Source organism: Thalassoroseus pseudoceratinae (assembly GCF_011634775.1).
Taxonomy (GTDB): Bacteria; Planctomycetota; Planctomycetia; order Planctomycetales; family Planctomycetaceae; genus Thalassoroseus; species Thalassoroseus pseudoceratinae.
Genome location: NZ_JAALXT010000001.1, coordinates 921,437 through 943,750, shown reverse-complemented (window position 1 = coordinate 943,750; position 22,314 = coordinate 921,437). Strand labels below are relative to the sequence as shown.

Below are 22,314 nucleotides of genomic sequence, written 5' to 3'. Positions count from 1 at the left end.
TCATGACAACCGGGAGCCGTTGCGAACAACAGCTTGGACTCCACGCTGTACGATCCCTAGAATGGGAACGCTCGGCGTGATGCCTAGGGATTCGCTGGGTGAGGAAACTTCGAACGTCGCGGGGTGTGGAGACCAAAAAACGATGTCGACGGACGATTATCAAAACGATGATGTCACCATTTGGATCGAAAAACTCAGCGGCGGTGACGAGCAGGCGGCTCAACAAATATGGGATCGCTATTTCGACAAACTCGTGCGATTGGCCAAGCGGAAGTTCGATCGGATCGGAATCAATCGTCGGGCGGCCGATGAGGAAGATGTCGCGCTGAGTGCGTTGAACAGCTTTTATCGTCATGCGGCGAACGGGCGGTTTGAACTCGGTGATCGTGAGGAACTCTGGAAGTTGCTCGTGACGATCACTGTTCGCAAAGCATACGCGGAGAGTAAACGCCAACGAGCGAAAAAACGCGGTGAAGGAATGGTTCGCGGTGAGAGCATTTTCGTTCGGCCAGGCCATGACGACGGCAAGGCCGGGATCGGCCAGGTCTTGGGTGACGAACCAACGCCCGAATTGGCCTCGATGGCCGCGGAAAGTTGCGAAGAACTTCTCGAAATGCTCTCTGACGAAACCCAACGGGAAGTTGCCAAGCTCAAGCTCGATGGTTTCACGAACGAGGAAATTGCCGAAAAACTCGGCTGCGTTCCGCGAACTGTGGAACGAAAACTCAATCTTATCCGTCGTCGATGGAGTCAAGCTGACGAACAGCTCGACAACGAATTGGACGAAACCGAGTAAACGGTTTTCCAGCCCCCAACGCTAGGAACTTTGGATTGGCACGCTCGTTGCTGCGAGAGAGCACGCTTCAACTCACGACATTGGTTGCATTGGTTCTTGAACACGGATCGTCATGGAATCAACGGTGCGGAGTCCGCATTGGGCCCAAAAAGTTGATCTGATCTACGCATGCTGGGCAATTTGCCGACAACTTCCGACGTCGGTTCCATTTACCGTTGCTTGCGAACACCAATCACACGAAGATGGAAGCCCCGACGCCTTGGGCATGGGACCTATTCAATGATGACTTGGAGAGAGTGGCAATTGACGGATGAAACGCCGCGAGATTCGAGATCGGACGAATCACGTTTCGATCAGCTTTGCGACGAATTCGAGCGGGAATTGATCGGTGGCAAACGCCCACCCTTGGAAGAGTTCTTGAACCGCGTCCCCACAGACAAGCGGAGCGATCTCTTTCCGCACCTACTCGGCTTAGAACTCGATTATCGCGAGCAAGCCGGCGATTCGATGTCGGCTCAGACGTATCTCACACGATTCCCGGAATACGAACCGGTCATCGAAGATTTGTTCCGTCAGTTTTCACCATCCGCGGCCGGAACAAGTGCAGCCGCGAAGTTGAAAACGTTGGAAACTCCCCACCAATTAGATACGTACGAGATCCTTGCCGAGTGCGGCTACGGCGGAATGGGCGTGGTTTACAAGGCCCGCCATCTGGTGCTGCGACGATTGTGTGCGTTGAAGGTGCTGCGTGATCGCTACGATGTGGACGCGGCCGAGCGGTTCCGCCAGGAGATGGAACATGCCGGAAAGTTGGTGCATCCGAATATCGTGATGGTCCACGATGCCGGTGACGAAGAGCATCGTTTATATCTGGTCATGGAGTATGTCGACGGTTGTGATTTGCAACGACTGACCAAAGAACACGGACCGTTGCCGGTCGGTGCCGCTTGCGAGATGGTCCGACAAGCCGCTTGGGGTTTACGACACGCGGATGAACATTTTTTGGTCCACCGAGACATCAAACCGTCCAATTTGATGCTCGATTCCAGTGGGCGTGTGAAGATCCTCGACTTTGGCTTGGCTCGGTTTCGTGCCGAACAGGACGATGCTGTTTCCCGTGTAACCACGAAAGATGGCACGTTGCTCGGGACGGTCGATTTCATGGCTCCGGAGCAATGGCGGAACGCGGCATCGGTGACCATTCAGGCCGATATCTACAGTTTGGGCTGCACGCTCTTCTATTTGTTGACCGGCGCGGTGCCCTTCCCACGCAATGCCGACAGCGAAAACGCACTCAATACACTGATTTACAAACAAAGTGCCCACCAGAAATCCCCGGTTCCGAAGCTAAGCGAGTTCCGTGACGACTGCTCCCCCGAGTTGCAAACGCTTCTTGAAACGATGATGGCCAAACGGCCGGAAGATCGTCCACAACATCCTGGCATCGCGGCGGAACACTTAGAACCGTTCGCCGACAAAGCTGCCTTTGAAAAACTCGTTCCCCCACCGGAGCCACCCAGTGCCGTCGACAACGGTTCGCGTCGTGGTTCATCGCGTTCGGCCCGAAATCGATCAGCGGGGCAAAAGCCACCGTCGGCGCGAATCGATGCGTTATCCGGGCGACGGGCTGTTGAAGCCAGCGATATCGAGACGGGCTCCCAAGGTGCCACGGAAGTGCTGCCGATCCCTTGGATGATAGAGCGGGCCAAACGGCTGCGTCGTCGTCGAATCATGGGAGTTGCTGCCGGGGTTATCGCGACGGTTGCGGTGGTGTTCGGACTGTTTCAATGGCTGGGCCGTATCTCGGACTCACAAGTTGAGATGGCTCACGAATACGCGTCGCTGCCCGGCCTCAACGGCGGCTGGTGGTTCGATGAAACTCCTTGGTTCACGCCCGCGGCACGACAAAAACTGTTCGACCAAATTCACGATGGCGAAACCCAAGTGGGCGGCGTGTCACTAGAAGAACTCCGGTTGCAGTTTCGGCAATCGAACATCATGGAGAGTTATCAGCAACTCGAAAAGGTGATTGATTCACTAAGTGCAAAACTTCCCGCAGAGACGCGACGTCGTGTGAGGAATTTGCAAAAACTGGCGATCGAGGCGAGACAGTCCGAACTCAAAGACGTTCAAGATGCACTCCAACAGCTCCAACCGGAGTCGTTGAATTTGGTGTTGAACTCCAAAGAAACGGATGATGCCGATCGGATTCGGGCGGCCATTCCTGCTGACGCCTCGGCTCAAGAGTTGCATTTGTTCGCGGTGATGTTGCATTCCATGACGCGAACCAACAAGAAAGCGGAGTTCGCGGCGGCGTTGATGTATAAACAGGCGTTGAATGCCTACGATTCGGAACCGAATGAGGCTCCGTCCCTATTGGCATTGTTCCACGCCGATTACGCCCGCTTTCTGAACGATCGCAAGCAAAGCTTGAGAAGCCGAGTGCACTTGGATGATGCCGAGGAACTCGACGACAGTCCGCTATTCCGGATTCATTTGGCGTGCCAACGAGCGGATGCGATTCGTCTGGCCGATAGTGGGCAAGTGCAAAAACTCTTGGAAGCGGCGGCGGATTTGGAAGCGGTCGAGGAGTTGGCACGTGAGACTTTTCCGTCACCGGAGCCAATCGAACACCCGTTGCAGGCCGAGATTTCCGAACGACTCGGTTGGTTGGCGTTGGATAGTTGGCGGCTTGAGACGGCCCAGAATCGGTTCGGCATGGCGGCACAGTTTCGCGAGCGTTGCTTTAACGCCTATGAAAACCCCTTCGCGTTTGAGAACTGGGTTTTCGATCGCCAAGGGCAGGCAATGGCGTTACATTTCCTCGGTCGAGATGTCGTCGAAACTTCGGACGGTTCCGTTGGCGGTGCGGTGTCAGTCTATCAAGAGCTGATTGAAAGCATCGTCAACTCATTGGATGATCCAAGCCTCGCATCGGGACAAAAACTCGAACGCCGACGGCGACTACCGAACCTCTACGAACGCCTGGCGGACGGCTATTTGTTTGGTCCGTCGCCGGATTATTCGCTGGCTGCAAAGGCCCTTGGTGATGGTATTGAGCAGGCGGTGATTTTGCAGTTCCAGAATAGCACGACGTTGTGGTTCCATCTCACGCGGTTGCATTGCAAACGTGTGATCGCCTTGGAATTGTCCGCCCAAGACAACACCAACGCAACGACGGATCGTGATGCCAACGCCGCGATGAAAAAGGTTGACCGACTGATTGCCGATCGCACGCCTGAGACGATTCAGTCGGTGGAACGGTACTATGAATATGAAAAGGCAATTGCGGAGGTGTTGCGTCAGGAACAATCGAAGAAAAGCACGGTCGAGCTGTTCGAGTTGATCGACCGAGTGGAATCTCAGAAAGTCGATCGTCGAAACTTGGAAGTGATTTTGACGGCGATTCGTCTGTATTTCGAACGAGCCGTCGACCCATCCGGTGACGACCTGAAACGTGTCTCAAGACAACTCTTGGACATCGCTCGAAATCTCAATGACGCACCCGATACGATGCGGATGGCGTTTCTGAATCCGGTTTTGGAAACGGCAATCCGCTCGTTGGGGGATGAGAACTCGAATCTCACGGAAATTCGAGCGAAGCTAGAGAACGAGATCAGCACGAATTCCACAGCGGATAATGCCGGTTGAATCGGAGATTCTCCGCTTTCTCGATGTGTTCGCTATCGTCGGCGTCGGTCATGCAGTATAACGGTGTCCCAAATGGGTGAATCCCATTTCGTGGTCAATCGCGATTGTTCATCGCAGTGGATGGCAGGCGAGTTGCTGGTACTCAACATGCAACTGCCGATGGTCGAAGGGAAAGAACAGAGTTATGGCGGACGCAAATACGCCGCTGGTTGTGGGGATTCCACGGGAGACGTTTTCCGGTGAATCCCGCGTTGCGGCGGTCCCGAAGACGATCGGACAATTAACAAAAGCCGGCTGCCGTGTGCTGATCGAAAAGCAGGCCGGTCTCGCTGCCGGATTCACCGACGACGAATTCGTGGACAAGAATGCGGAGTTGGTCGACTCCCACGAGGCCATCTATTCACAAGCCGACATCGTGCTGCAAGTGCGAGCCGGCGGTGCGAACCCCTCGGACGGCCAAGCCGATCTGGAATTGTGCCGCGAAGGTCAAATTCTGATCGCCATGTGCGATCCACTCTCGGAACCCCAAGCCATCGAGCAATTGGCTGGGCGTGGCGTGTCGGCGTTTGCGATGGAATTGTTGCCACGGATCACCCGAGCACAAAGTATGGACGTGCTCTCCTCGATGGCGACAATTGCAGGCTACAAAGCGGTGTTGCTCGCTGCGAACACGCTGCCGAAAATGTTTCCGATGTTGATGACCGCTGCCGGCACGGTGTCGGCGGCCAAGGTGTTCATCGTCGGTGCGGGCGTGGCTGGTCTGCAAGCGATCGCGACCGCCAAACGACTTGGAGCTATCGTCCGTGCCTACGACGTTCGTTCCGCGGTGAAGGAGCAAGTCGAAAGTCTTGGCGGGAAGTTCGTTGAGTTCGATTTGCAATCCGCCGAAGGACAAGGCGGCTACGCCAAAGCGATGGATGAGGAATTCTATCGCAAGCAACGCGAAATGATGTTGAAAGTCGTGGCCGAGAATGATGTGGTCATTACAACAGCCGCAGTTCCAGGCAAAAAAGCTCCCACGTTGATCACGATCGAAATGGTGCATGCGATGGCTCCCGGTTCGGTCATTGTCGACGTGGCTGCCGAACGTGGTGGGAACTGCGAACTAACGCAGCCTGGCGAAACCATCGTCGAGAATGGCGTGCAAGTGCTTGGTCCGTTGAATTTGCCTTCGCAGATTCCGCAACACGCCAGCGAAATGTACGCGAAGAACTTGGCGACCTTCTTGGTTCATCTGAAGAAAACGGTTCTCGACGATGGCGAGTTGTCGCCGAATGTGGACGACGAAATCATCCGCGAGACTCTGATCACGCATGGTGGCCAAGTCACGAACGATCGTGTGCGTGAATTGCTCAATCCCACGCCATCAACCTAACGAACCCACGTCCTGACACCGATTCCACATTGGAGCAGTTTTCACCATGCCGATCCTATTCGCCGAGACGGTCGCGAACCACGCGAGCACACCTGCGACGCAGTGGATCATGTTGCTGACAGTGTTTGTGTTGGCGATTTTCGTCGGTGTGGAAATCATTACGAAAATTCCGCCCACGCTGCACACCCCGCTCATGTCCGGTTCCAACGCCATCAGTGGGATCACGTTGATCGGGGCATTGTTGACGCTCGAACAGGGAGCGACGACAACCGCGAAGGTGCTCGGCGTATTGGCGATTGCGTTTGCCACGATGAACGTCGTCGGCGGGTTTCTCGTCACGCATCGCATGTTGTCGATGTTCCGCAAACGTAAGTAGACAGACTCGAAACGAACACACGACCATTGAGGAGTGAGCAGAGTGAATCCGGCTTGGACCGACTTGGCCTATCTCGTGGCTGCCGTGCTTTTCATCCTCGGATTGAAAGGTTTGACCCACCCGCGAACCGCCGTACGCGGAAACCTGTATGGTGCGCTGGGGATGCTGGTCGCGGTGATCGTGACGTTGATCGGTCCGGAATTTGGTTGGGGATTGATCATTGCTGGTTTGGCGGTTGGCACAATCGCCGGGCTGGTCTTGGCGATCAAAATTGAAATGACCGCTATGCCCGAACTCGTTGCGTTGTTCAACGGCTTCGGTGGGATTGCCTCCACGTTGGTCGCGGGTGCGTTTCTCGCAGGATCGGATGGCCCGAGCGACGTTGATACCCCAACACTCGCGGCAACGGCATTGTCGGGATTGATTGGAACGGTCACGTTCTCCGGCAGTTTGATCGCGTTTGGCAAACTCCGCGAGTTGAAAGCACTCAAGAATATCCGGTTTCCCGGTCAGCAGGCGTTGAATGCGGTCTTGGCCATTTTATGTGTCGGGTTGGCGGTATGGATGACGTTCGATGCCGCGAATTCCATTTTGGCATACTGGCTGATGGTGCCGCTCGCTTTGGTATTGGGCGTGTTTTTGGTTGTTTCGATCGGCGGTGCGGACATGCCCGTCGTGATCGCCTTGCTCAACTCCTACTCCGGTCTTGCCGCGGCAATGACAGGTTTCGTTCTCGGCAACAACGTGCTGATTACAGCGGGTTCATTGGTGGGGGCGTCTGGGTTGATCCTCACTCAAATCATGTGCAAAGCCATGAACCGTTCGCTGGCAGCGGTGTTGTTCGGCACATTGCAGTCCACCGGTTCGAGTGACTCCGCGGACGACATCTACGCCAATGTGAAATCGACATCGGCAGACGAGGTCGCGATGTTGCTTGAAGATGCGCAACGAGTGGTCATCGTTCCCGGATACGGAATGGCCGTTGCCCAAGCACAACATGCCGTGAGAGACTTAGCAACTCGATTGACGGCCCTTGGATGTGAAATCGAGTTCGGCATTCATCCGGTTGCCGGTCGGATGCCGGGGCACATGAATGTGTTGCTTGCCGAGGCGGATATTCCATACGAGTTGCTCAAGGAAATGGACGACATCAATCCGACGATGGACCAAGCAGACGTTGCCATCGTCCTTGGTGCAAATGACACCGTGAATCCTGTCGCCCGCACCGACCCTCAAAGCGCGATCGCAGGGATGCCGATTATTGATGTCGATAAAGCCCGCACAGTTGTGGTGATCAAACGGAGCCTGAGTCCCGGGTTTGCTGGTATTCCGAACCCGTTGTTTGCCGCCGACAACGCCCTCATGCTGTTCGGCGACGGAAAAGCTGCGATCGTCGATATCACAAAAGCCCTCGAAGATTCCTAAACGCTCCGATGAGTGATCAATTCGAACGCGAACTTGCCGACTGGGGGCCGGAGGCGTTGGCCAACGGTCGAGTGGCCACGCTCATGGAAGCGGAAGCGTACACCCGACGAATCGCGACAACCCACTACGAAAATTTCACTGTTGTCTCTTGGCTGCTGCCGAAACACCTGCGTCCGCACTTTCACAATGTGTACGCGTATTGTCGTTGGTCGGATGATTTAGGTGACGAAGTCGGTGACCGCACGCGAGCGGCAGAACTTCTCGATTGGTGGCAGAGCGAGCTTGAGGATTGTTACCAGGGGACCACGCGACATCCCGTCTTTGTTGCGTTGGCGGAAACCATTCGCGAATTCAATATTCCGATGGAACCCTTCGCGGATTTGCTGTCCGCATTTCAGCAGGATCAACGGATTCTGCAGTATGAAACGTTCGATCAACTCCGAGATTACTGTCGCCGCAGCGCGGATCCGGTCGGGCGATTGGTGTTGTATTTGGGACGCCAGCACAACGAAGAAAACGTGCTGTTGTCTGATAACGTCTGTACCGGATTGCAGCTGGCAAACTTTTGGCAAGACGTAGACCGTGATTGGGACATCGGCCGGCGATATCTTCCGCTTGAGGACTTCGAGCAGTTCGGTTACACGCGAGAGGAATTTGAACGTCGCGAGACAAACCCAGCGTTTTTGAAGCTGATGCAGTTTGAGGTGGAACGAGCACGGACTTTCTTAACCGACGGTCTGCCATTGATCACTCGGTTGCCGGGACGATTGCAGGTGGATATCGAATTGTTTATCCGTGGGGGTCTCAAGATTCTAGAGCGAATCGAGCGGATTGGTTATTCTGTGTGGGAGACTCGCCCCGTAGTGACAAAAGCCGACGCCGCCCGGATGTTTGCCGGTTGCGTGATCCGAGCCACTGGCCGGCGTCTTCGGCCTCGTCGTTCGATCGCCCCGCATGAGCACACCACTGGATAAATCGTTCGATTGGTGTCAACAACTCGCCAGGCGAACGGCAGGCAACTTCTACTTCTCTTTTCTCACGTTGCCACGACCGCGACGTCGTGACATGTGTGCGTTGTATGCGTTCATGCGGTTGGCTGACGACATCGGCGACGAGGAAACCGTTCCCCTGCCCGAGCGGCGAGCCAACCTCGATCAATTTCGCTGCGATTTGCAATCTGCATTGGATGACAATCCGCCAGATCATCCGCTGTACCCCGCTTTGGTCGATATTATCCGGCGACATCACATTCCCACCGAGTACCTGCTCGCCGTCATTGATGGTGTCGCATGCGACTTCGATCCAACGCACATTCAGACGTTTAGCGAGTTAGAAACGTATTGTTATCACGTGGCGGGCGCGGTTGGTTTGTGCTGCATTCACGTATGGGGATTCGACGGGGACGAGGCCATTCAGTATGCCATTGCGTGCGGCACGGCATTCCAACTCACGAACATTCTCCGAGACTTAGCCGAAGATGCGGAGATGTCGCGACTGTACTTGCCACAGGCTGACTTGGATCGGTTCGGCTATTCGTACGAAGATCTTCGTCAACATCGAGTGAACCAAGAGTTCCTTGAGTTGATGCGATTCGAGGTAGATCGTGCCCGCGAGTTTTACACGCAAGCGGAGAAACTTTTTCCCTGTCTTCATCCGGAGGGCCGTCCCATTTTCGGTGCGATGCTGCGGATATACGGTGGACTTCTCGCCAAGATCGAACGCAATCAATTCGATGTTTTCGGGGAACGCGTTCGGCTGTCCAAATCCAAGAAACTTTGGATCGCCTGTGACTCCGCATTCCGCTACCGCTGGTTGGGTCACGCACCGAAGTCACCAGCGGGCTAAACTCGTTAACGGTCGACCGTGTCCGCTTTGAAGACGAAAAAGTGATCACTGCTTGGCCATCGCGAGACCAACCGCTTGACGGTCATAAGTGAAACACGCTCGTTCCGTTGCTGCTTCCTGGTTGTGTTTGCCCGTCGTTTCGGATGTCTCCGAATATTTTCGTCTCTTTGAGATTCTCGGTTAAGAAGCCCGTCTTGTTGCGGGTAGTCCTGTGACTTTCAAGAGGGCAAAAGTTCAGATTCGATCTGATTTCCTAGAATATTTCGACAACCATACTGAGAGGGGCTTCAATGGACATCCTGTTAACGACGTATGCCGGTTATTTGGTTTTGAGCTGCTTGGCGACCTGGTGGGTGGGGCGAACACTTCGCAAGCATGGTCCGCGACTTGTGGAGTCTGGCGAGCAAGAAGATCGCAAAGTCTACGTCGATGCTTTCACGCATTTGCTGATTGTTGGGTTTTATCTCATCAACTTTGGGGTGATTAGTCTCGCCTTGCGATATGGGAACAATGTGCGAGATGTGCAAACCGCCGTCGAATTGTTGAGCACCAAAGTTGGATTGGTGTTGTTAGTACTCGGTGTCATGCACTTCATCATCATCGCCTCGCTGGCGAAATCACGAAACACCGACAAATACGATCCGCCACGCCGCCGAGCATGGGGTGAGGAACCGACCCGTTGAACCATACTGCCAACTTGGGGAACTCGTATCGGGTAGACGGTTTGCACTTCGGTAACACAGTTTCTTGAGACGAGCACGAACGAAAGGAGAATCGCGATGTTGCTCACGGTCCACATCATCTACCTACTGACCAGCATCGCGATCACGGTGTTTGTGGGACGCACACTTTCGTCGAGGGGCCGCGTGTTTCTTGTCGCAATCTTCGACGGAAACGAGCGAATGGCTGACGCGGTGAACATGCTGTTGATCGTCGGTTTCTATCTGGTGAACATCGCGTACGTTTCCTTGGCACTGCGGTTCGGAGCGACCGTGGAGTCACTGCCGCAGGCGGTCGAACGGTTAGCGGACAAAATCGGCTTGGTCTTAGTAATTCTCGGCGTGATGCACTTTCTGAATCTGCTTGTTCTCGGTACCGTGGGACGACGCTACATCAACAGACACCGACCACCATTGGACATCACCGAGTTTCTTGACTGACAGACCGAATCGCATGAACCGCCTGATTTCCTGCTTCGCCAATTCCTATCTAAAATTCGGACTGGATGCGGCCGTCGAAAATCTACCGAAGATCGGCATCGAAAACCTCGAGTTTCCGATCCGGACCGCCGGAACGCCGACATACTTCGGAGACACACCCTGGCTGACCGATGCTTCGACTGAAGAAGACGTGGTATCATCGTTTCAAAAAGTTCAGTCCGCCGGTTTGCGGATTTCCTCGGCAAACGTGAGTAGCGGGAATCCGCTGAAACCGGAAGTCTTGCAAACGACACTGCGGAAGCTCAAAGTCGCGGCCGGTTTGAAGGTCTCTCGTGTTGTGGGCGGAGCGGGTGAATGCGAGTCGGAGTCGCAACGGCCCCAACTAATGAAGCACCTCGAAGAAATCGGGAACACCGCGGCGGAACTTGGGATTGTCTACTGTTTTGAGACGCATCCGGGGGTGTCCGTCAATCCGACGGAAATGCTACGCACCATGTGTGAGTTGGATCATCCGCACTTACGCCTTAACTACGACACCGGCAACATTACGTACTACAATCGAAACGTGGATGTGCTAGAAGGATTGCGATCGGTGCGTGAGTTTGTGCAGCACGTGCACCTGAAAGATCACAACGGACAACTTGAAGACTGGCACTTCCCGGCGTTGGGGGAAGGTGGCTCAGTGGATTTTTTGAAGGTCCGAGAATCGCTCGACGAAATCGGTTTCACGGGGCCTTACAGTTTTGAACTTGAAGGCATCACCGGAGAAACTCCCGAACTCGAACGCTGCCAACAACGGCTCGCCGACAGCATGGAGCACCTGCGAAAGTGCGGCTACTTCGAGTAGATAACCGTTGGGTGGGTTTTTAGACGCCTGATGCGAATTGGCGGATCGCGAAGGTGAAAGATCGCGAGCATGTTTCCGTCTCATCAGTCCGAAACCTGAACACAACCGGACATGCGATAATCTGCAGAATTCCGCAGAATCGGTTTCGGAAGGATGGAATTTTCCGCTGTCAGAATCCCGTCGTCACGTTCGTTCCTTGATGCTCCGCGGATTGACTAGTAGCATCGATGGTTCTGTGATTAGCACGATGAGGTTTGTCTCATCAACTTCACTCTTGCGAAGTTCGATTATCTTATGTTGTTCACGTTTCGTCGCGTTTGGGTTCTCAGTTCGTGGTTGTTCGTGTTGACGGTTGGGAATCTTCGTGCGGAGGACGACACCCCTCCCGTAGACTATCTGCGTGAGGTGCGACCCATTCTGGCACAGAACTGTTTTCAGTGTCATGGGCCTGATGAATCGACACGAGAGGCGGGTCTGCGGTTGGATCGCCGGGAAGACGCCTTGGAGAAGCTCGACAGCGGTACTCACGCCGTCGTACCAGGGAAACCCAGCGATAGCGAAGTGATGGTGCGTCTGACGACCGAAGACGAGTACCTGAAAATGCCGCCTCCGGAGAGTGGTCGCCAGCTTACACAGAAGCAAATTGATATCGTTCGGCGGTGGATTCAACAGAAAGCCCCTTACGCGAAGCACTGGTCTTTTCAACCTCTGCAGCGGCCCCGAACGCCGGCGGTGAAAGACACGGTCTGGCCGAGAAATCCGATTGATCACTTTGTGCTTTCGCGGCTTGAGTCGCGAGGGATTTCGCCCTCTCCGTCGGCAGACCGTTCCACATTGATCCGGCGGTTGTCGCTGGATTTGTTAGGATTACCGCCGTCACCGGATGATGTCGAACAGTTTGTCAATGACAACCGACCCGATGCCTACGTGCGGTTGGTTGATCGATTGCTCGCCTCGCCGCACTTTGGTGAACGCTGGGGACGCCATTGGTTGGACCTGGCTCGCTATGCGGACAGCGACGGTTACCTGGGTGACGGTTTGCGACCGTATGCGTGGATGTATCGGGATTGGGTCATCAAAGCGATCAACCACGATCTACCATTCGATGAATTTACGACCGCTCAGTTGGCGGGAGATCTCATCCCTAATGCCACGTTGGATCAGAAGATCGCGACGGGTTTTCATCGCAATAGCATGAAGAACACCGAAGCGGGGGCGGACCGGGAACTTGATCGCGTGCAACGTACAGTGGACCGCGTCAGCACCACAAGCACGATTTGGCTGGGACTCACGCTCGGTTGTGCCGAGTGTCATAGCCACAAGTTTGATCCCATCAGCCATACTGAATTCTACCAGATGTACGCATTCTTTAATCAACTGGATGATCGGGACATTCCTGCTGCTCCCGCCCCAGTGCAGGAGCGATATGAACGCCGTTACAAGTCCTGGAAGACCGAAGTCGAGGACGTCAAATCCGCGATCCAGCGAATCGTCAACCGACTGAATGCTTCGACAGATCAGTCTGAAGCGAATGACGAGTCAGAAGCGGTCGACCGAGATGCAATTCTGACGATCCTTCGCAAAGTTGAAAATAAACGAACTGATGACGAACGCGAGCAACTGAAATCGCTGTTCGCTCGGCTGATTCCCGACGAACAAACGCCGTTTGATCGCTATGAGCAACTGGCGGCGACCAAACCGAACGCTCCGGCGATCAAAGCTCCGACAGTGGCGAGTGTGTCGAAGCAGCGTCCTACGCACGTTCATTTGCGAGGCGACTACCGGCGGAAGGGCAATCCTGTGCAACCGGCGACGCCGGAAGTCTTGCATCCGTTGAAGGCCCGCGGTGATGCACCGGATCGGTTGGACCTCGCCCAGTGGTTAATGGACCCCGCGAATCCGCTAACACCGCGAACGACGGTCAATCAGATCTGGAAACCACTCTTTGGACGCGGACTCGTCAATACGATTGGCGACTTCGGTACCTCCGGCGAGACGCCTTCGCATCCCGAACTTCTCGATTGGTTGGCAACGACCTTTCGGGATGAGGGTTGGAGCCGGAAACAGCTGATTCGACAGATTGTCATATCCGCGACGTATCGTCAGTCATCACACCATCGACCGAAACTCGCTCAGATTGATCCGTTGAATACGCTGCTCGCCCGGCAGTCGCGGTTCCGTTTGGAAGCAGAAGTCGTTCGCGATGTTTCACTGGCAGCGAGCGGTTTGTTGCATCCGAAAATCGGCGGGCCGAGCATTCGGCCCCATCTCGATGCACGCGTGATTTCGATTAGTCGAAACCAGGACTGGAAGATTAGCGACGGACGAGATCGGTATCGGCGGGGCTTGTACATTCTTTTTCGACGTGGAACGCCGTACCCGATGCTGACCACGTTTGATGCCCCGGATACGACCGTTTCCTGTCCTCAACGTGAAGTCTCCAATTCTCCGTTGCAGTCGCTGACATTGCTCAACGATCCGGTGTTCTTTGAGTGTGCTCAACATCTTGCAAATCGACTTCTTACAATCGCTGGCGAAGAACCTGAGGAATGGATTGCCGAGAGCTACCAGACGTGTCTCGGACGGAAACCGACAGAACAAGAACAGCAACGCGCACTCGATTACCTCTCCGAGCAACGTCAGTTAATTGAGTCGGCTAGTGATGAAGACCTCCGAAAATTGGTCGGGAAATCCACGTTGGCGGTCGACCTGAAAGCCCAAGCCTTGCGTGTGGCCTGGGCTCGCGTCTTGATGAACCTCGACGAATTTATCACCCGAGAATAATCTTCATGTTCCATTCCGAAACCTTACTCCGAAACTCTCGACGGCGGTTTTTAACGAACAGCCTCCACGGTGCCGGTGCGGTGGCATTGGCGAGTTTGCTCAATGAGGATGGACTACACGCGGCCGATGCCGACAACCCGTTAGCACCGCTCGCCACTCACTTCGCCCCGCGAGCCAAGAATTGCATTTACATTTACTTGGAAGGTGGGCCGAGTCAGGTTGACCTGTTCGATCCCAAACCAAAGCTCAACGAACTCGATGGCCAACCCGTTCCCGATTCCCTTGTGAAAGACCTGCAGTTCGCGTTCTTGCAGAAGGAATCCGCCCGGCTCATGGGAACTTCTCGAAAGTTCCGTCCACGCGGTGAGTGTGGCATGGAGATTTCGGAACTCTTGCCGAACCTGGCGGAGTGTGCGGATGACATCGCATTGATTCGCTCGATGCAGTCGGATCAGTTCAATCATGTGCCCGCGCAGTTGCTAATGAACTGCGGTTCCGCCATTGCCGGTCGACCGAGTTTGGGTTCGTGGTTATCGTACGGATTAGGGAGCGAAGCCCGAAATCTGCCCGCATTCGTGTCGTTGGTGACTGTCGGCCGAGGGTTGCCAGGCGGGTCGGCAAGTTGGTCCAGCGGATTTCTGCCGTCGCTGTATGACGGTGTGTTGTTCCGCAGCGATGGGGCCCCGATTCTCAACTTGGAAAACCCTGCGGGAATCACCGAACGAATGCAGCAATCGACCATCAACGCAGTGAACGATTTGAATCGTCTCAAGTTTCAGACGGTGGGAGATTCCGAAGTCGAAAGCCGCATGAAAGCCTACGAGTTGGCGTTCCGCATGCAGTCGGCTTGCCCGGATTTAATCGACATTTCCGGCGAAACCCAAGCGACTCTCGACATGTACGGTTTGGATCGCAAAGAACCGAAGATCAAGTCCAACCGTGGCGGCATTGGGAACTTCGTTCCGTTTTCCCGGAATTGCTTGTTGGCTCGTCGATTGGTCGAACGTGGCGTGCGAATGGTCAATGTAATTCATGCGTCCTGGGATCATCACAGCAACTTGGAGCCGGAGTTGGTTCACAATTCCATGATGGTCGATCAACCGATTGCCGCACTCCTGAAAGACTTGAAGCAACGCGGACTGTTGGATGAAACGCTTGTGGTATGGGGATCGGAATTTGGCCGGACCCCGGTGGGGGAAAATCGCAAGGGGTTCAAAAGGGTGACCGGACGAGACCATCATCCTCATGCTTTCTGCGTTTGGATGGCCGGTGGCGGAATTCAGGGAGGCCAAGTGATCGGCGAGACGGACGAAATCGGTTGGAATCCCACCAAAGATCCGGTGCACGTCCACGACTTGCACGCCACCATTTTGCACCTGTTCGGACTCGATCACACCCGCCTAACATACCGATTCCAAGGCCGAGATTTTCGCCTCACCGACGTCCACGGCCACGTGGTGCACAAGCTGTTTTCCTGACAGTCAGCAACTCCGAATTCAATATCGTCATTAAGACTACTTGAGGGGTTTAACCTCCTCAATCCGTGCAACCGATGGCCGAAACCGAAACCTCGGTGAAAGCGATTCTCAGCGACTCGACCATGTCTCCCACCGACAACGAAAAACGGGAACCGAATATCGGTTCCCGTTTTTCGCATATCGATCCAATCAAACAGCTTACAGCAATGCCCCGCTGAGACTCGAACTCAGACTAAAGGAACCAGAATCCTTCGTGCTACCGATTACACCACGGGGCAGTTCTCACTTCCGCCGTTCCGACTGTCGGAAGGTGGGTGAGGGATGATTGTTTGTTAGTAAGACACAGACGGGCGTTCGCTGGTTCAGGTGTGATCGTCGGATCGCACTTGAACTTGGAGGGCACCGAGCATCTTGGTGATTTCCGCTTCTTTCCGGTTAATGAAGAAGATGTTCTCCAACACGATGGCACGACGCTCGTTGCTGGATTGCAAAATGAGTCGGCCGGAGCGAAGGAGCAGGTATTCAAACAGGTCGTTGATTTCTTTCGTGATTCGCAGGTTCGGGGCCGAGAATCGTTCGAGATCGCTCAAGATGCCATGGTGATGGAGCAACTCGTTCGGTCGAACTTCCCAGTAGTCAAATTGAACACTGATAAACACAGCGATGTAGATGATGATAAAGATACCAGCGAAGATGAAGTAGAACTGCGCGTTGGCAAACGGACGCAAGCTACCAAGAACCTTGCCGATCCCCGGAAGTAAGTCGGGGTATTGGCTGGATAACAACCAGATTCCCATAAATGCAGCGACACCCACGAAGAAGAACGTTAATGAGGTCGTTCGTGGGAAGTCGAATGAGATCACAACGATGTTAGCCATGAAGATCGTTAGAAAGATCAGCGTGGCAATCTCAGCGGTTTCGTTGTGTCGTACAACTTCTTGAGTATCGGCAGCCTGCTCCGTGTCATCGCCACTTGCTTCCGTATCCGCTGCTGCCTGCGCTGCGACGTTCTTGTCCTTGATTTCCTGGGTATTGCCAACGGAAAGCATCAAGATGCCACAGACGAGTGCGGCAATCAATGTTGGATACAGGAAGATAATCTTAGGAAACGAAACCAGATAAATGTGTTTCGGAAGCGATTTGGCTTCTTCGTCGCTCATTGTTGAACCTGAGGGTGGGGTTTCGGACATGATGTTTCTTCAGTCTCGAGTATCTTGAACAGATTCAGGCGTTCCCATCAGCCTGTGCCACACTCTAACCAGACCCCGAGTGACTTTCCAGGGCCGGAATGATGGAATGAGAAGCCTTGTGCGTGCATACGTCAAGAGCACGTCGGCGGATCTCAAGAAAACTGGGTTTTCACCAAGCAAGCGTGCATTGGTCGAATGGGTCGCGGGCGTTCGCTGTGTGTTGACAGCGATCGATAGAACGCGAATTGGATAGCGGAAGGCTATGCTGTCGCGGTTGCGGGTTGGCAGCGACGAGACAATGGAAATTGATTGCTCACGCCGAGCCCTAGTTGCTCCTGTTGTTCGTCCACACGTTCGGCAATCGCAACGACGTTGAACGCAGACCATTTCTCTTGCAGTCGGAACAACATTTCCAGCCCACTGCGGTCCTGGTTGACTTGGTCAGGGAGCATTCCCGATAACGCAACCGCTGCGACTGGTGTCTTTCGCAGATCCGGGTCCGCGAGGATTTTCAATCCGGCATGGTGACAGAGTAGGCAACAGACCAACTCATCCGGAAGATGCCAACGCCGAGCCAAGTTGGCCGCAGTGGAGGCGTGATTCCATCCGAATTGTCGATCTTCGAACGTGGTCAATGTCTCGGCGGACTGATTGTTGCTGTCAAGAAAGGCGAGGTACTCATCGGTGAACTCATTGGTCAAGACGGGAAGCAGAAAGTCTTGCAGCAGTCCCCCCGCGAATGCGACGTCGAGGTCGGTACCAAGAATTCGAGCCACCTCGCGAGCAAACAATGCCCGCTGAAGATTGGAACTCCAGAAGTTCGATTGATTGATGAGTTTGGATTTCCTCGCCTGAACGGCTGCCTTTGTTCCGGTGTTGATGAGGAAGAGTTTGCTTTGTCGCATCCCCAGTAATGCGATCGCCTGCTGAGCTGATTTCGCCTTGTTCCGCAGACCCATGAATGCGGAATTGACATGCCGAAGCAACTCCACCGTTAGACCGGTGTCGGTTTCGACAATCGCCGCCAACTCTTTCAAACTGGCGTTGGGATCGGACGAACGCTCGAGGAATTTCGTCACCGCGTGCGGAAGAGCCGGAAGCTTCAACGTCGGGGGTAACGACTTTTGAGACGAATTTGCAAGCTTCGCTTCGACGGTCTCAGCCCAGAATTTCTCGTCCGACATGGACCACGCCTTTCCGCAGGGAATGAGACCACGGCCTCAGAATCTTGGCCGGAGTTCAAACCAACAAGCTCACACTACACGGGAGTTTTTTCGAGTCGGTCGATGCCGCAGACCGGTGATTTTTGAACCCGACGGAAGAACGTGATGTGCTGACGACCATCGGCCCCGGCACTTTCATGGAAGACAGACTCCACGCGTTCGGCGATCTCAAGGAGATTGAACTCCGGCCAGGCAATCTCCAAACGGACGAGTTCGGTGATGCCATCGGGTTGCTGTTGGAAGAAGTCCGGCATGAGGGCGGCGATGGCCACCGCACCGGCAGCGGTTCGGCCGTACGATTTGTTCGCCAAGGTCGCCAAACCTTGATGATGCAGCAGCACGCATGCAATCAGTTCCTCGGGAAAATCCCAATCCCGCATCAAGTACGCCGCGGCTTCAGCGTGGTCCCAGCCGAATCGATCATGTTCGAATTTCGACAGTGGTTTTCGGGGGCCGTCCTGCACGGAGAAGTCGAGGTAAACGTCGGCTTCTTGCGATGTCAGAATCGGAAGGATGAAGTCTTGCAGCATTGCGCCGGCGTACGCCAAATCTTTATCGGCTTTGAGTAGCGTTGCCACTTCCCTCGCGAAGATCGCACGCTCGAGGTTGGTGTTCCAGAACGTCTGCATGTTGATGAGACGACTGTCTTTGCTGGGCATCGCCGACTTAACCGCGACTGCAGCCAACAGCATGCCCATTTTCTTCAGACCCAGCAGGCTGATCACATGTTGGGCGGACTGCACCTGACGCCGAAGCCCATATGCTGGCGAATTGATTTGCCGAAGCAGCTCGCAGGTGAGACCGGCATCGCTTTCCACGATCGCGCCCAACTCTTTCGCCGTAGCGTCCGGGTCTTTGGCTTTCTTGCCGAACTCGATGACCGCTTTGGGGAGCATCGGTAGCTTCAAATTCGTAGGCAATACCGATTTTCGGGTCCGATCCATCCGCGTTTCGCAGATCTCTTTCCAATTAGTCATCGGCTTATCATCTTTAAGCAACGTAGGGACGGGTTTTCTTCAATATAGGTCCCCTTTCACGTGGGTCGGGATGTTTTTATCGCCACGCTGGGTTTATGGGATGTCAGGAGGTTATGATAAATTCGGCCGTACGAACTGTAGTGCACGTTTGGTTTGTGCTTGGCTACCCAGAGGGACTGAAATTCCTCCCCCCCAAAGATAATCATTGCGTTCACTGTCACATCGACCATCGTCGCAAGTTTGGACCCAATTGGAGTAACCGTCCGTGAATGATTCCCTAGTGGCCATTACAGCTGGTGTCGGGCTGGTTTTGGTGGGGTTGTCGTTTCTTCGGTGGAACATTCGCGAATGGCGAGAGGCCAAGAATTCGCCCCTGCACGACGACCACGATCGTGAGCATTACTACAAACGCTTCCGCCGGCGTGTGCAAACGACAAGTCTTCTCATCCTTGTCGGAGTCCTGATTCCCGTCGGCGATTGGCTCATCATTCGTGGCAAGAATCCGCTGGTCGCGACTGTTTATTGGTGTGTCGTTCTCTTACTGATTGTGTGGATCGTCCTGCTGGCATTTGCCGATATGGTGGCCACGCGAATGTATTCCCGTGTCGAGCTTTCCAAAATTCAACAAAAAAAGCGTGAGTTGGAACGCCAACTCACGCAAATCAAATCTCGAAATTCGAACGGCCACGCCAATTGAGAGATCAGTCGGCGGTTCACAGTCGACCGAAATACGTCATCAGCACCCAACCGACAACTTCCGTCGCGATGCCAATGGCCGTGTTAATGACGATGCTAATGAGATCGAACATGATTCCACTCACGGGCCGATGACCGATGACAATTACGCTTTGAGCTTGCCGTTGGCTTTGAGGTATTCGACCACCTCTTTGGCGAGTTCATCGATACCCTTATTGTCCGAATCCAGAACGAGTTCGGCTTTTTCGGGTTCTTCGTAGGGGGCATCGATTCCGGTGAAACCTTTGATTTCGCCCGCTCGTGCTTTCTTGTACAAGCCTTTCGGGTCGCGTTTCTCGCAGGTTTCCAGCGAAGCGTTTACATAAACTTCGATGAAGCTGCCTTCCGGCATGATTTCGCGGACTTGATCGCGGTCGGCTCGGTATGGTGAGATGAAAGCCGTCAAAGTGACGGTTCCAGCGTCGGCGAACAATTTCGCGACTTCACCGATTCGTCGGATGTTTTCGGTTCGGTCTTCGGGGGAAAAACCGAGGTTCTTGTTCAGACCATGACGAATGTTGTCGCCATCGAGAACATACGTGTGTACGCCTTCGGAGTGCAACAGGTGATCGACGGTGTTGGCGATTGTGCTTTTGCCGCAGCCGCTCAACCCCGTGAACCAGAGCACACAACCGGTGTGGCCGTTGAGTTTCGCCCGATCTTCGGAAGAAACACTGTGGTCGTGCCAGGTAATGTTCGTGGAAACTTGATCTGCCATATGTGGCTCCCTTGTGAAAAAAAGTTGCGTGTTTGAACACAGTTGAAAGCGGTGTTGGTTGGCCGAACGCATCAGACATCGGCCCTGGAAAGAAGATTCGGCAGATGGTTGCACGATGCCGAACCAGCGAAGATACTAGGGAAACGGCGAAGGCGATGGAAGCCCGTCCCCGTGAAAGAAACCTGTTGTCAATCTGTTTTGATTCAAAAAGTGATCTCCGTGACCGATCTCGACTCCCCTGCCCGCCCCGATTTCGAAAAAGCTCCGCTGATTCCGGTCATCGCCCAAGACCATGACACAGGCGTTGTGTTGATGCTGGCCTACATGAACGAAGAAGCCTGGGACGAAACCCTGAAAAACGGTCGAGCGTGCTATTACAGTCGGAGCCGCAAAAAACTGTGGCGAAAAGGCGAAGAAAGTGGCAACGTTCAAGAAGTCCACGAGATCTTCTACGACTGCGACCGCGACACCGTCTTGCTGAAAGTGACGCAAATCGGTGGAGCCGCCTGTCACGAAGGCTTTCAGTCCTGTTTCTTCCGCAAGATTGATCGCCACACGGGCAAGGTGGAAGTCATCGGCGAACGCGTCTTTGATCCCGCCGAAGTCTACAAGAAAAAGTGATGGCTCGGTGATGATCAGTGGCCGTTCTCATTTCGAGTGCGGCCGATGTCTGCAACGATTCCGGTCTGTGGACGTTGTCGCTGGGAACCGTTAATCTTACGCAAGACGGGCGAGACTCATCTCGTAGTTGGGAATTTCCGCCTGGAACGCTTGTTTTCCCCTTTCACGGATAGTTGAGATTCGATGTTCTCTGATGATACTCGGCTGAAACTTGGAATTCCTGCTGGAAGTCTGAAAGACGCGACCGCGGAACTCTTCCGCCGAGCCGGATACAACATCAAATTTTCGTCGCGATCGTATTTTCCGTCGATTGATGATGAAGAAATCGAGTGCTTGCTCATTCGTGCCCAGGAAATGGCGCGATATGTGGAAGAAGGCATTCTCGATGCCGGAATCACCGGCCACGACTGGATTCAAGAGAATCAGGCCGATGTGCACGAAGTTTGCGAACTTGTGTTCTCGAAAGTGAGTCGTCGACCGGTCCGTTGGGTTCTTTGTGTTCCTGAGGACTCGCCGATCAAAACGGTTCAGGATATGGAAGGCAAACGGATCGCGACGGAAGCGGTCGGGTTGACGAAGAGCTTCTTGGCTGAACACGGCGTGACCGCGAAAGTGGAATTCTCTTGGGGGGCCACGGAAGTCAAACCGCCCCGGTTAGCCGATGCAATTGTCGAAGTGACGGAAACTGGAAACTCCTTGCGTGCAAACAATTTACGGATTGTTGCCGAGGTGCTGCAAAGCACGCCCCGACTCATCGCCAACAAGAAGGCGTGGGAAAACGAGTGGACTCGCACGAAGTTGCAGAATATTGCCCTGATGCTGGAATCGTGTTTGGCTGCTGAGAACAAAGTCGGGATCATGATGAACGTGCGTCGCACGGATCTCGATCAAGTCTTGTCACAACTTCCCTCGTTGCAGTCGCCAACCGTCTCTTCTCTGTCTGATCCAGACTGGGTGGATATCATTGCCATCGTGGATGAGTCGGTCGTCCGCACAATGATTCCGAACCTCAAAGCCGTTGGTGCTCGTGGAATCGTCGAGTATCCGATCAATAAGATTATTGAATAGGTTTCGTAAGCCTTTCGATATTCGGTGTTTAAGACGGTGTTGACC

Annotated in this window: 20 protein-coding genes and 1 tRNA gene; 16 read left to right on the top strand and 5 right to left on the bottom strand. The window is 54.2% G+C overall.

Annotated elements, in window-relative coordinates; all coding sequences use genetic code 11:
* Positions 1-61 precede the first annotated feature (61 nt).
* From G6R38_RS03495 to G6R38_RS03435, 13 genes are all read left to right on the top strand, one after another.
* Entirely contained in the window at positions 62-796 is a 735-nt protein-coding gene (locus G6R38_RS03495; RefSeq protein ID WP_206028446.1) for an ECF-type sigma factor, read from the top strand.
* 279 nt (positions 797-1,075) lie between these two features.
* Complete coding sequence (locus tag G6R38_RS03490; RefSeq protein WP_166820272.1) at positions 1,076-4,447, top strand: serine/threonine-protein kinase; 3,372 nt, start codon at positions 1,076-1,078, stop codon at positions 4,445-4,447.
* 72 nt (positions 4,448-4,519) lie between these two features.
* Positions 4,520-4,690: a hypothetical protein gene (locus G6R38_RS03485; protein ID WP_166820271.1), complete on the top strand. Its 171-nt coding sequence runs from the start codon at positions 4,520-4,522 to the stop codon at positions 4,688-4,690.
* Positions 4,632-5,822, top strand: coding sequence for a Re/Si-specific NAD(P)(+) transhydrogenase subunit alpha (locus G6R38_RS03480; protein ID WP_206028445.1), 1,191 nt, complete (start codon positions 4,632-4,634; stop codon positions 5,820-5,822). The genes G6R38_RS03485 and G6R38_RS03480 overlap by 59 nt, the downstream gene beginning before the upstream one ends.
* Positions 5,823-5,931: 109 nt before the next feature.
* Positions 5,932-6,198, top strand: a complete 267-nt coding sequence (locus G6R38_RS03475) for an NAD(P) transhydrogenase subunit alpha (protein WP_206028472.1) — start codon at positions 5,932-5,934, stop codon at positions 6,196-6,198.
* A gap of 42 nt (positions 6,199-6,240) precedes the next feature.
* A complete protein-coding gene (locus tag G6R38_RS03470; protein WP_166820269.1) occupies positions 6,241-7,623 on the top strand; it encodes an NAD(P)(+) transhydrogenase (Re/Si-specific) subunit beta in 1,383 nt (460 codons plus the stop codon).
* Positions 7,624-7,631: 8 nt separating this feature from the next.
* Positions 7,632-8,597, top strand: a complete 966-nt coding sequence (hpnC, locus tag G6R38_RS03465; protein WP_166820268.1) for a squalene synthase HpnC — start codon at positions 7,632-7,634, stop codon at positions 8,595-8,597.
* Positions 8,578-9,468, top strand: a complete 891-nt coding sequence (locus tag G6R38_RS03460; RefSeq protein WP_166820267.1) for a phytoene/squalene synthase family protein — start codon at positions 8,578-8,580, stop codon at positions 9,466-9,468. Before hpnC ends, G6R38_RS03460 begins: the two co-directional genes overlap by 20 nt.
* A gap of 290 nt (positions 9,469-9,758) precedes the next feature.
* The gene (locus G6R38_RS03455; RefSeq protein WP_166820266.1) at positions 9,759-10,151 is read left to right on the top strand and encodes a hypothetical protein; all 393 of its coding nucleotides are present in this window, start codon (positions 9,759-9,761) and stop codon (positions 10,149-10,151) included.
* 96 nt (positions 10,152-10,247) lie between these two features.
* Positions 10,248-10,628, top strand: coding sequence for a hypothetical protein (locus tag G6R38_RS03450; RefSeq protein WP_166820265.1), 381 nt, complete (start codon positions 10,248-10,250; stop codon positions 10,626-10,628).
* Positions 10,629-10,641: 13 nt separating this feature from the next.
* The gene (locus tag G6R38_RS03445; protein WP_166820264.1) at positions 10,642-11,475 is read left to right on the top strand and encodes a sugar phosphate isomerase/epimerase family protein; all 834 of its coding nucleotides are present in this window, start codon (positions 10,642-10,644) and stop codon (positions 11,473-11,475) included.
* Positions 11,476-11,769: 294 nt separating this feature from the next.
* Complete coding sequence (locus G6R38_RS03440; protein WP_166820263.1) at positions 11,770-14,259, top strand: PSD1 and planctomycete cytochrome C domain-containing protein; 2,490 nt, start codon at positions 11,770-11,772, stop codon at positions 14,257-14,259.
* A gap of 5 nt (positions 14,260-14,264) precedes the next feature.
* Positions 14,265-15,737, top strand: a complete 1,473-nt coding sequence (locus G6R38_RS03435; RefSeq protein ID WP_166820262.1) for a DUF1501 domain-containing protein — start codon at positions 14,265-14,267, stop codon at positions 15,735-15,737.
* A gap of 206 nt (positions 15,738-15,943) precedes the next feature.
* Here G6R38_RS03435 and G6R38_RS03430 read toward each other — a convergent pair.
* The 4 genes from G6R38_RS03430 to G6R38_RS03415 all read right to left on the bottom strand — a co-directional run bounded on the left by G6R38_RS03430 (position 15,944) and on the right by G6R38_RS03415 (position 19,127).
* Positions 15,944-16,015: transfer RNA gene (locus G6R38_RS03430), tRNA-Gln, on the bottom strand.
* A gap of 84 nt (positions 16,016-16,099) precedes the next feature.
* Complete coding sequence (locus G6R38_RS03425; RefSeq protein WP_166820261.1) at positions 16,100-16,927, bottom strand: hypothetical protein; 828 nt, start codon at positions 16,925-16,927, stop codon at positions 16,100-16,102.
* A gap of 260 nt (positions 16,928-17,187) precedes the next feature.
* On the bottom strand, positions 17,188-18,111 hold the full coding sequence (locus G6R38_RS03420; protein ID WP_166820260.1) for an HDOD domain-containing protein: 924 nt from the start codon (positions 18,109-18,111) through the stop codon (positions 17,188-17,190).
* A gap of 74 nt (positions 18,112-18,185) precedes the next feature.
* Entirely contained in the window at positions 18,186-19,127 is a 942-nt protein-coding gene (locus G6R38_RS03415; RefSeq protein ID WP_166820259.1) for an HDOD domain-containing protein, read from the bottom strand.
* Positions 19,128-19,392: 265 nt separating this feature from the next.
* Here G6R38_RS03415 and G6R38_RS03410 point away from each other — a divergent pair, with 265 nt between their 5' ends.
* Positions 19,393-19,824, top strand: a complete 432-nt coding sequence (locus G6R38_RS03410) for a hypothetical protein (RefSeq protein ID WP_166820258.1) — start codon at positions 19,393-19,395, stop codon at positions 19,822-19,824.
* 144 nt (positions 19,825-19,968) lie between these two features.
* Here G6R38_RS03410 and cysC read toward each other — a convergent pair whose 3' ends face one another.
* Entirely contained in the window at positions 19,969-20,580 is a 612-nt protein-coding gene (cysC, locus tag G6R38_RS03405) for an adenylyl-sulfate kinase (protein ID WP_166820257.1), read from the bottom strand.
* Between the two features lie 219 nt (positions 20,581-20,799).
* On the opposite strand from cysC, the gene hisI reads away from it, so the two are divergent.
* Together hisI and hisG are read left to right on the top strand one after the other, a co-directional pair.
* On the top strand, positions 20,800-21,201 hold the full coding sequence (gene hisI / locus G6R38_RS03400; RefSeq protein WP_166820256.1) for a phosphoribosyl-AMP cyclohydrolase: 402 nt from the start codon (positions 20,800-20,802) through the stop codon (positions 21,199-21,201).
* A gap of 183 nt (positions 21,202-21,384) precedes the next feature.
* Positions 21,385-22,269: an ATP phosphoribosyltransferase gene (gene hisG, locus G6R38_RS03395; protein ID WP_166820255.1), complete on the top strand. Its 885-nt coding sequence runs from the start codon at positions 21,385-21,387 to the stop codon at positions 22,267-22,269.
* Positions 22,270-22,314 lie beyond the last annotated feature (45 nt).

Excerpts from the sequence above, each read along its gene's own strand:
- G6R38_RS03490 (WP_166820272.1), top strand. The coding sequence starts at position 1,076 with ATGATGACTTGGAGAGAGTGGCAATTGACGGATGAAACGCCGCGAGAT.
- G6R38_RS03425 (WP_166820261.1), bottom strand. The coding sequence starts at position 16,927 with ATGTCCGAAACCCCACCCTCAGGTTCAACAATGAGCGACGAAGAAGCC.
- G6R38_RS03415 (WP_166820259.1), bottom strand. The coding sequence starts at position 19,127 with ATGACTAATTGGAAAGAGATCTGCGAAACGCGGATGGATCGGACCCGA.
- G6R38_RS03445 (WP_166820264.1), top strand. The coding sequence starts at position 10,642 with ATGAACCGCCTGATTTCCTGCTTCGCCAATTCCTATCTAAAATTCGGA.
- G6R38_RS03485 (WP_166820271.1), top strand. The coding sequence starts at position 4,520 with ATGGGTGAATCCCATTTCGTGGTCAATCGCGATTGTTCATCGCAGTGG.
- G6R38_RS03435 (WP_166820262.1), top strand. The coding sequence starts at position 14,265 with ATGTTCCATTCCGAAACCTTACTCCGAAACTCTCGACGGCGGTTTTTA.
- G6R38_RS03460 (WP_166820267.1), top strand. The coding sequence starts at position 8,578 with ATGAGCACACCACTGGATAAATCGTTCGATTGGTGTCAACAACTCGCC.
- cysC (WP_166820257.1), bottom strand. The coding sequence starts at position 20,580 with ATGGCAGATCAAGTTTCCACGAACATTACCTGGCACGACCACAGTGTT.
- G6R38_RS03455 (WP_166820266.1), top strand. The coding sequence starts at position 9,759 with ATGGACATCCTGTTAACGACGTATGCCGGTTATTTGGTTTTGAGCTGC.
- G6R38_RS03475 (WP_206028472.1), top strand. The coding sequence starts at position 5,932 with ATGTTGCTGACAGTGTTTGTGTTGGCGATTTTCGTCGGTGTGGAAATC.
- G6R38_RS03480 (WP_206028445.1), top strand. The coding sequence starts at position 4,632 with ATGGCGGACGCAAATACGCCGCTGGTTGTGGGGATTCCACGGGAGACG.
- G6R38_RS03440 (WP_166820263.1), top strand. The coding sequence starts at position 11,770 with ATGTTGTTCACGTTTCGTCGCGTTTGGGTTCTCAGTTCGTGGTTGTTC.
- G6R38_RS03420 (WP_166820260.1), bottom strand. The coding sequence starts at position 18,111 with ATGTCGGACGAGAAATTCTGGGCTGAGACCGTCGAAGCGAAGCTTGCA.
- G6R38_RS03450 (WP_166820265.1), top strand. The coding sequence starts at position 10,248 with ATGTTGCTCACGGTCCACATCATCTACCTACTGACCAGCATCGCGATC.
- G6R38_RS03495 (WP_206028446.1), top strand. The coding sequence starts at position 62 with ATGGGAACGCTCGGCGTGATGCCTAGGGATTCGCTGGGTGAGGAAACT.
- hpnC (WP_166820268.1), top strand. The coding sequence starts at position 7,632 with ATGAGTGATCAATTCGAACGCGAACTTGCCGACTGGGGGCCGGAGGCG.
- hisG (WP_166820255.1), top strand. The coding sequence starts at position 21,385 with ATGTTCTCTGATGATACTCGGCTGAAACTTGGAATTCCTGCTGGAAGT.